This window comes from Paraburkholderia sp. Ac-20347, from assembly GCF_017104805.1.
Taxonomy (GTDB): domain Bacteria; phylum Pseudomonadota; class Gammaproteobacteria; order Burkholderiales; family Burkholderiaceae; genus Paraburkholderia; species Paraburkholderia tropica.
Window position 1 is genome coordinate 1 of sequence record NZ_JAAGPN010000309.1, and the last position, 8,732, is coordinate 8,732.

5 protein-coding genes and 1 pseudogene are annotated in these 8,732 nt (G+C 67.9%); 5 read left to right on the plus strand and 1 reads right to left on the minus strand.

All coding sequences use genetic code 11. The annotated features are described in order from the left end of the window. The 4 genes and pseudogenes from G3N97_RS39805 to G3N97_RS33555 all read left to right on the plus strand — a co-directional run. Positions 1–477: pseudogene (locus tag G3N97_RS39805) on the plus strand (efflux transporter periplasmic adaptor subunit); the annotation flags it as partial. Then, entirely contained in the window at positions 474–3,575 is a 3,102-nt protein-coding gene (locus G3N97_RS33545) for an efflux RND transporter permease subunit (protein WP_205997187.1), read from the plus strand. The pseudogene G3N97_RS39805 and the gene G3N97_RS33545, both read left to right, overlap by 4 nt. Before the next feature lie 106 nt (positions 3,576–3,681). Next, a complete protein-coding gene (locus tag G3N97_RS33550; protein WP_065063985.1) occupies positions 3,682–4,344 on the plus strand; it encodes a response regulator in 663 nt (220 codons plus the stop codon). After that, positions 4,341–5,705 carry an ATP-binding protein gene (locus tag G3N97_RS33555; RefSeq protein ID WP_205997188.1) on the plus strand — a complete coding sequence of 455 codons (1,365 nt, stop codon included), beginning with the start codon at positions 4,341–4,343 and terminating at the stop codon, positions 5,703–5,705. The genes G3N97_RS33550 and G3N97_RS33555 overlap by 4 nt, the downstream gene beginning before the upstream one ends. A 63-nt stretch (positions 5,706–5,768) precedes the next feature. Here G3N97_RS33555 and G3N97_RS33560 read toward each other — a convergent pair whose 3' ends face one another. Beyond that, entirely contained in the window at positions 5,769–7,859 is a 2,091-nt protein-coding gene (locus G3N97_RS33560; protein WP_205997191.1) for a TonB-dependent receptor, read from the minus strand. Positions 7,860–8,366: 507 nt separating this feature from the next. Between G3N97_RS33560 and G3N97_RS33565 the strand changes: the two genes are divergently transcribed. Continuing rightward, positions 8,367–8,732, plus strand: a 366-nt coding sequence (locus tag G3N97_RS33565; RefSeq protein ID WP_205997189.1) for a DUF6632 domain-containing protein, incomplete at its 3' end; no start/stop codon positions are given.

The following is an 8,732-nucleotide window of genomic DNA, read 5'->3' on the forward strand; positions in this document are numbered from 1 at the left end:
TCGCTCGGCGTCGAACCCGCCGAGTCGCTCACGCTGCATGCGGGCGACCGCGTCGTGCTGCGTCCGCTCGCGCCCGCGCTCGACGGCCTGCAGGCGCAAGGACGCATCGTGCTGGTCGGCGCGGCCATCGATGCGCAGAGCCAGCTCGTCAACGTCGGCGCCAACGTGCCGCTCGCGGGCACCGCCTTCCTGCCCGGCACGCGCGTGCGCGCCGACATCGACACGCAAACCGGCGTCTGGTGGAACGTGCCGCGCGCGGCCGTGCTGCAGGACGATCGCGGCCACTACGTCTATCAGGTCGCGCCCGGCAACAAGGCGCAGCGCGTGAACGTCACGGTCAAGGTCGAGCACGGCAACGCCTACGGCGTGGATGGCGCGCTCGACGCCGCGCGTCCGCTCGTCGTGAGCGGCAACGACGAACTCGAAGACGGCATGGCCGTGCGCCTCGCCCAGACGAAGCAAGGCGGCGCGCAATGACGTTCAGCCAATGGATGCAGCGGCATCGCCGCTCGCTGCTGTTCGTGATCGCGCTCGCCGCCGTCGCTGGTGCGCTGACCGCGCTGCGTTTGCCGATCTCGCTGTTCCCGAACGTGTCGTTTCCGCGCGCCGTGATTTCGCTCGATGCGGGCGACCGTCCCGCCGAGCAGATGGCGACGCTCGTGACGATGCCCGTCGAAGAAGCGCTGCGCCGCGTGCCGAACGTGCGCGACGTCGAATCGCGCACGAGTCGCGGCGCGGCGGAAATCTCGCTGAATTTCGACTGGGGCACCGACATGGCGCAGGCCACGCTGCAGGCGCAGTCGGCCATCGCCGAGATCCTCGCGACGCTGCCGCCCGGCACCTCCATGCAGGTGCGCCGCATGGATCCGACCGTGTTTCCGGTGCTCGCTTACAGCCTCACCTCGCACAAGCAGTCGCTCGCGCAGCTCTACGATCTCGCGCAGTTCCAGTTGCGTCCGCTGCTGTCGTCGGTGGCGGGCGTCGCGCGCGTGGACGTGACGGGCGGCGCGCGCGACGAGCTCGAAGTGGCCGTCGATCCGCAGCGCCTCGCGGCGTACAAGCTCTCGGTCGCCGACGTCTCGCGCGCCGTTGGCGCGGGCAATGTGCTGATGGCCACGGGCCGCATCGAGGATCACGACAAGCTCTATCTCGTCGTCGCCAATGCGGCGCTCGGCGGGCTCGACGCGTTGAAGAACATCGTGGTGTCGACGAACGCCGGCAATCAGATCCGCCTCGGCGACATCGCCACGGTCACGCAAGGCACCGTGCCGCAATGGATCCGCGTGACCGCCGATGTTCAGGATGCCGTACTGATCAACGTGTACCAGCAGCCGGGCGCGAACAGCGTGGCGATGGCGCAGGCGATCCGCGAGCGACTCGCCGCGTTCGACAAGCAGATGCCGCCCGGCGTGAAGCTCGCGAACTGGTACGACCAGAGCGAACTCGTGGTCGCCTCGGCCACCAGCGTGCGCGACGCGATCATGATCGGCGTGGTGCTCGCCGCGCTCACGCTGTTCGTGTTCCTGCGCAACGTGAAGATCACGCTGATCGCCGTCGCGCTCGTGCCGATCGTGATGGCCGCGACCATCCTGCTGCTCGACGTGTTCGGCATGGGCTTCAACATCATGACGCTCGGCGGCATGGCGGCGGCCGTCGGTCTCGTGATCGACGACGCCATCGTGATGATCGAGCACATCGCGCGGCGCATGCGCGAAGCGGGCGCGCACGCGTTTCATGGCCGCGTGATGAGCGCGGCGCTCGAATTCACGCGCCCGCTCGCGGGTTCGTCGGCGGCCACGCTCATCATCTTCGTGCCGCTCGCGTTTCTCTCGGGCGTGACGGGCGCCTTTTTCAAGGCGCTTTCGGTGACGATGGCCAGCGCCCTCTTCATCTCCTTCCTCGTCACGTGGCTCGCGATTCCGATTCTGTGCGACCGCTGGCTCACCGCGAAAGACGCCGAAGAACATCGCGAGACGCGTTTCGCCGCGTGGCTCAACCGCGTCTATGCACGCCTCGTCGCGCGCGTGAGCCTGCGTCCGGTCTGGGTGCTCGCGCTGATCGTGCCGCTCGCGGCCGTGTCCGCGCTCGCGTTTACGCGCGTCGGCAGCGGCTTCATGCCGTCGATGGACGAAGGCGGCTTCGTGCTCGATTACCACACGCGCCCCGGCACCTCGATCACGGAAACCGACCGCCTGATGCAGCAGATCGAGGCGATCATCCGCGCGAATCCGAACGTGGCGACCTATTCGCGGCGCACCGGCGCGGGCCTCGGCGGCGACCTCAACGAGCCGAACAAGGGCGACTTCTTCGTGCGCCTGAAGTCCGGCAATCGCGAGCCGATCGACACGGTGATGGAGGAAATCCGCTCGAAAGTCGAAACCCAGGTGCCGGGCGTGAGCGTCGAACTCGCGCAGCTCATGGAAGACCTGATCGGCGACCTCACGGCCGTGCCGCAGCCCGTGCAGATCAAGATCTATTCCGACGATCAGACCGTGCTCGACGGCACGGCGCAGAAAGTGGCCGCGCGCATCGGCAAGATCAACGGCATCGTCGACGTGAATGACGGCATCAATCCCGCCGGCGACGCCATCGACCTGCGCATTCGCCCCGATGCGGCCGCCGCGCAGGGCATGGATCCGCAGGCGATCGCGCAGCAGGTCGCCGATCTGCTCGACGGCAACGTGGCCACGCAGTACCAGAGCGGGCCGAAGAGCATCGGCGTGCGCGTGCGTGCGCAAGGCGCGCTGCAGATGACCGACACCGAACTCGCACGCCTGCCGCTGCGCGCGCCCGACGGCCATATGTTCGCGCTCTCGCGCGTCGCCGCGCCCGTGCACGTGAGCGGCCAGCCCGAAATCAGCCGCGACAATCTCAAGCGCATGGTGGCCGTGACGGCGCGCATCGACGGCCGCGATCTCGGCTCGACCATCGCCGACGTGCAGCACGCGCTCGCCGATCCCGCGCTGCTGCCGCAAGGCGTCTATTACGAGCTCGGCGGGCTGTATCAGCAGCAACAGATCGCGTTCAAGGGGCTGATGGCCGTGTTCGGCGCGGCGGTCGCGCTGGTGTTCGGGCTGCTGCTGTTCCTCTACGAACGCTTTCGCGTGGCGCTGGCCGTGATGGCGATGCCGCTGCTCGCGACCGGCGCGGTGTTCGTCGGCCTCTGGATCACGGGCATCGAGCTCAACATCTCGGCGATGATGGGCATGACGATGATCATCGGCATCGTGACCGAAGTGGCGATCTTCTATGTCTCCGAGTTCCAGGGCCTCTTGCGCGACGAGGGCCTGCCGCTCGACGAGGCGCTGCAGGCCGCCGGACGCAATCGCCTGCGCCCGATCGCGATGACGACGATCGCCGCGATTCTTGCGCTGCTGCCGCTCGCCTTCGCGCTCGGCCAGGGTTCCGCGATGCAGCAACCGCTGGCCGTCGCGATCATTTCCGGGCTGATCGTGCAGATGCCGCTCGTGCTGCTGGTGCTGCCCGCGCTGCTGCGTCTGCTGCTTGGCGGCGGCAAGTCCGGCGGCAAGCCGGGCGGACCGCACCGCGCCGTCACGAAGCCGGAGCGCGAATGAGCAGCGAAAGCGCGCCGCATGAGGAACGAATGAGGGACAATCGCTCATCGCGCTGCACCCCACCCCGCGCCACTCACTGCGCATTCACGCGAACTGGAGCCCCACGATGCGTCTGCTACTGATCGAAGACGACGAAATGATCGGCGAACCCGTGTTCGACACGCTGCGCCGCGAAGGCCATGCGGTCGACTGGGCGAAGGACGGCCGCGAAGCCGAGCTGTCGCTCGCCAACGACGTCTACGACCTCGTGCTGCTCGACCTCGGCTTGCCGAAGAAGGACGGCGTGACCGTGCTCGCCGCCTACCGCAAGCGCGGCGGCGAAGCGCCCGTGCTGATCCTCACCGCGCGTGACAGCGTGACCGACCGCGTGGCCGGGCTCGACGCGGGCGCCGACGACTACCTCGTCAAGCCCTTCGATCTCGACGAACTCGCCGCCCGCGTGCGCGCGCTGCTGCGCCGGCGCACCGGACGCAAGCAGCCGGTCTACACGCACGGCGACCTCGCGCTCGACCCCGCCGCGCACGAAGTCACCCAGGCGGGCGCGCCGGTCGCGCTCGTACCGCGCGAATTCGCGCTGCTGCACGTGCTGATCGAAGAACCCGCGCGCGTGTTCACCAAGGCCGAACTCGAAGAACGCATCTACGGCTGGGGCGAGGAAGTGGGCAGCAACACCATCGAAGTGCATGTGCACAGCTTGCGCCGCAAGATCGGCGCGGAGCAGATCGTCACGGTGCGCGGCGTCGGTTATCGCCTCAAGAGGGCTGAATGAATTCGATCCGGCGGCGGCTGCTGGGCTGGCTGATCTGCGGTTTCGCGGCGGCGTCGGCGATCGCGGGACTCGCGATCTTCCACACGGCGCGCAACGAGGCGAGCGAACTGTTCGACTATGAATTGCGCGCGGTGGCGCTGTCGCTGCCGCTGAACCTGCGCACGGGCCACGGCGCCGCGCAGGATCAGCAGCCCGACATGCAGGGCATCGCCGACGACCGCATTCTCATCGACATCTGGGACCGCGACGGCGCGCCCATTTATCACTCGACGCAAGACCCGCCGCTGCCGCGCAATCCCGTGGGTTTTCACGTGATCGAGCGCGCCGAAACGCACTGGCGCACCTTCGGCGTGCAGCAGGCCGACCGCTTCGTGCAGGTCGCGCAGCCGATCTCCGTGCGCGAACAGCTCGCGCTGCAACTGGCGCTGCATACGCTCTGGCCGCTTGCGCTGCTGGTGCCGGTCGCCATCGTGCTCGTGCTGCTGGTGGTGGCGCGCGGCCTCGCGCCGGTCGGCGCGCTGTCGGCGCTGCTCGCCGCGCGTTCGTCGACCATGCTCGGACCGCTCAAGCTCGACGGCTCGGTGCCGATCGAATTGCGTCCGCTCGTGGAAGCGCTCAACGACCTGCTCGCGCGTCTGAATACGGCGTCGCAGGCGCAGCGCACCTTTATCGCCGACGCCGCGCACGAATTGCGCTCGCCGCTCGCGGCGCTCAAGCTGCAACTCCAGGCCGCGCTGCGCGACGGCACGCTCACGGGCGAGCCGCAAATGACCGAGCGCATCGCCACGCGCCTGAACCGCCTGATCCGCCTCGTGCAGCAATTGCTGACGCTCGCGCGCGAGGACGCGCAGCCGGAACTGCCGGTGGCGGCCGTGAGCCTGCGCCGCCTGAGCGAGCAGGCGATCGGCGACTTCTCGCTGCTCGCCGAAGACAAGCAGATCGATCTCGGGCTGGAAGTGCGGCCGCCCGTGAACGAGGACGACGCCTGCAACGTGGCCGCCGATCCGCACGGCCTCGCCACGCTGCTGAACAATCTGATCGACAACGCGATCCGCTACACGCCGCCCGGCGGGCGCATCGACCTCGTGCTCACGCGCACGGGCGAGCGCCTGGGTTTCGAGGTCGTCGACAATGGGCCGGGCATTCCCGAAGAACACCTCGGCCGCGTGCTCGACCGCTTCTATCGCGGCAATCACGTGCCCGGCACGGGCAGCGGCCTCGGGCTGTCGATCGCGATGCGCATCGCGCAGCGTCACGATCTCACGCTCGTGCTGCGCAACAACTCCGGCGGCCAGGGCCTGACCGCCGCCGTCGACGGCCTGCGCGCGCAGGAAACCCTGGCCGCCGCCGCGCGCGTCTGACGTCACTTCACGTCACGCTGCGACGTTGCGTTCGACGTCGCGCGCGCGGCGTGAGCAGGCGCGTCAGAACGTCGAGCGCAATCCCACCATCACGCTGCGCCCGCCTTCCGGCGCGATGTCGCGCACGACCGAACTCGCGTAGCGCACGTCCTGGTTCGTCAGATTGTCGCCGCGCACATAGGCGAGCCAGTTCGTCGGGCCGACGCGGAACTTGTACGTGAGGATCAGGCCGAGCGTCGTGTAGCCGCCGGTCGGCAGATCGTCCTCGGGGACGCGATGCTGCGCCCACGCATGCACGAGTTCCGCGCGCGCGCCGAACGGACCGTAGCCGTAATCGGCCGCCAGCGTCGCGCGCAGCGGCGCGATGCGCGGCAGCGCTTCGCCGGTATCGACATTGCGCGCGTGCGTGTAGTCCGCCGTGAACGCCACGTCCACGCGATGCGCGCCCTTCGCGAACACGCGCCACTTGCCGTCCAGCTCCACGCCGTAGAACTCCGCGCGCACGCCGCGATAGACGGCTTCGTTGAGCGCATCGTCGGTGCCGGCGGGCACGACCTCGTCGTCATCGTCGACGAGGCGGCCCGTGTTGTACTCGGTCAGATAGTTGCGGAAGCGGCTGTAGAACACGCCCGCGCTCGCCTTGTTCGGGCCGCGCTCGAAGCGCAGCGACAGATCCGTCGAGACCGCCTTCTCCTTCTGCGCATCCGGATTGCCGATCAGATACTGGCCGGTCGCATCGTGCGGCCCGTTCGCGTAAAGCTCGTAGAACGTCGGCGCGCGCTCCGTGTACGCGACGTTGCCCGCCAGCGACCACGCCGGTGCGAGCTGATAGAGCGCGCCCGCCGAGACGCTGCCCGCGTTGAAGTCGCGGCCCTGCGCATTGGCGAAGCGGTCGTTGCCGTTGGGCGTCGGATCGAGCTTCACGTGTTCGAGACGCGCGCCCGCGCTGAGCTTCAGGCGCTGCGTCACCTGCCATTCTTCCAGACCGAACAGCGCGATGTTGGTGGTCTGCGTGGTCGGCACGAGCGCTTCGTCGCCGAGCGCCGAGAACGTGTTCTGGCTCACCTGCACGCCGATCGCGCCTTCGAGCGGCCCGATCTTCTTGTGGCGCGCTTCGAGCCGCGCTTCGTAGCCGTGATTGCGGAACGTCGTGCCCACTTCGCCGTTGTCGATTTCGCGATGCTCGTAATCGGTGTAGCCGAAATCGAACTTGAGCTGGCTGAACGGTCCGCTCAGATTGCGAATTTCCGACGCCACGGCGACGTGATCCTGATGCATGCGCAGACGCACGTCGTCTTCGGCGACCGAGCCGTAGTCGCTCTGGAAGCCGTTGTACGAAATGCCCGCGTAACCGTCGGCCCACGTGTAGGAGGTGCCGACCGCGCCGCCGTGCCAGCGGCCGTCGCTGTTCGGGATGCTGCCGTAGGGCTCGTCGGCGCCGCCATCGGCCGCACGCTGCGCGGCAGAATGCGCGTAACCGGGAATGCGCTGATTGCTGGTGTCGCGATCGAAGGCATCGACGTGGAAGGCGAACTGGCCGTTGCCCGCCTCGACTTGCGCCGCGCCCGCGCGCGCGTCGTTGGCGCCGCCGTAGCTCGCATCGATGGCGCCCGTCACTCCCTGGATCGGCTCGCGCGGAATGCGGTTGTCGATGGTGTTGACCACGCCGCCGATCGCGTTGCCGCCGTACAGCAGCGCCGCCGGGCCGCGCACGATTTCCACGCGCTCGATCGAGAGCGGATCCTGCGGCACGGCGTGATCGTAGGAAAGCGACGAAGCGTCGTAGGCGGCCACGCCGTTTTGCAGCAGACGGATCCGGTCGCCGTCCATGCCGCGGATGATCGGGCGACCGACCATCGGTCCGTAGGTGGTCGTCGAGACGCCGGGTAGTCCGTTGAGCGTTTCGCCGAGCGAATTGGCCGCGCGCAGCGTGAGATCGTCGCCGCCGACCGAGGTGGCCGGCGAGATCAGATCGCTGTCGCCGAGCGGATTGGCGGTGACGAACACCGGTGCGAGCGTGCTGCCGGTTGTCGTCGAGGCGTCGCTGCTTGCGTTCGACGACTGCGCATGGACCAGCGCGCTCACGAGCGCCAGCGAAAGCGGCGTGAGGCGGGTGAGATGCGAGAGTTGGGCGAAGTGCGTGAAGCGGCGCAGACGCGCGAGTTGCGAGAGACGCCCGGCAAGCGATTCCACGCGTGCAGGGCAGGCGAAAGCGCCGCGAGGCTGGGCGCGCAGGCGCGCGGAACGCGGCTTCGAGGACGCGTCGGACTGGATGGAGGTGGCCACGATGATTCTTGTTTGCGTCGTTGTCGGATCGTTGAAATAAGACGCGCGATGAAGCGCCTGTGAGGCGCAACGCGGTCGCGAAACCCCGTGGTCGGCGACCGCCGCGCAGCGAAGAAAATCGAAAGTGCTGTGAAAGCCGATGCGAATGTTACGTTATAACATTGCCAGTTGTGAAGAATTATTTCGACAGGTCGACGAAAGACAGACGCGTCAATGCATTTTCCGTCAACGCAGGATTGAAGAATAAATGCGAACAAATACCGACACGATGCGCGACGATCTTTGGGTTTACAGCAGGGAGGAAAGCTTGCAAGCGCGTGAACGGACGGGCATAGTGGTGCCATCGGGCCGCCGTCATGCCCCGAGGAGACCGCCATGGATTCACGCGACCGCCTGCGCTATCTGCGCGGCGCGCTGCTCGTCACGGGTGCGATCGCGATATTCGCGCTCTACCCGCTGATGATCGTCTGGCCCGCCGGCTGGGCGTGGCACAGCGGGCACTCCGACTATCCGGCGATGATCGTCGGCATTTATGCGACGCTCGGCGTCTTTCTCGTGCGCGCCGCGCGCGATCCGCTGGCGCATCTGAGCCTGATCTGGTTCACGGTCTGGTCGAGCGTCGTACATGGCGCGATCATGGCCGCGCAGTCGCTGATGACGCCGGAGCATCGCGGCCATCTGCTCGGCGATGTCCCCGCGCTGTTCGTCATCGCCGCCGTGCTGGCCTGGCTGACGCCGCGC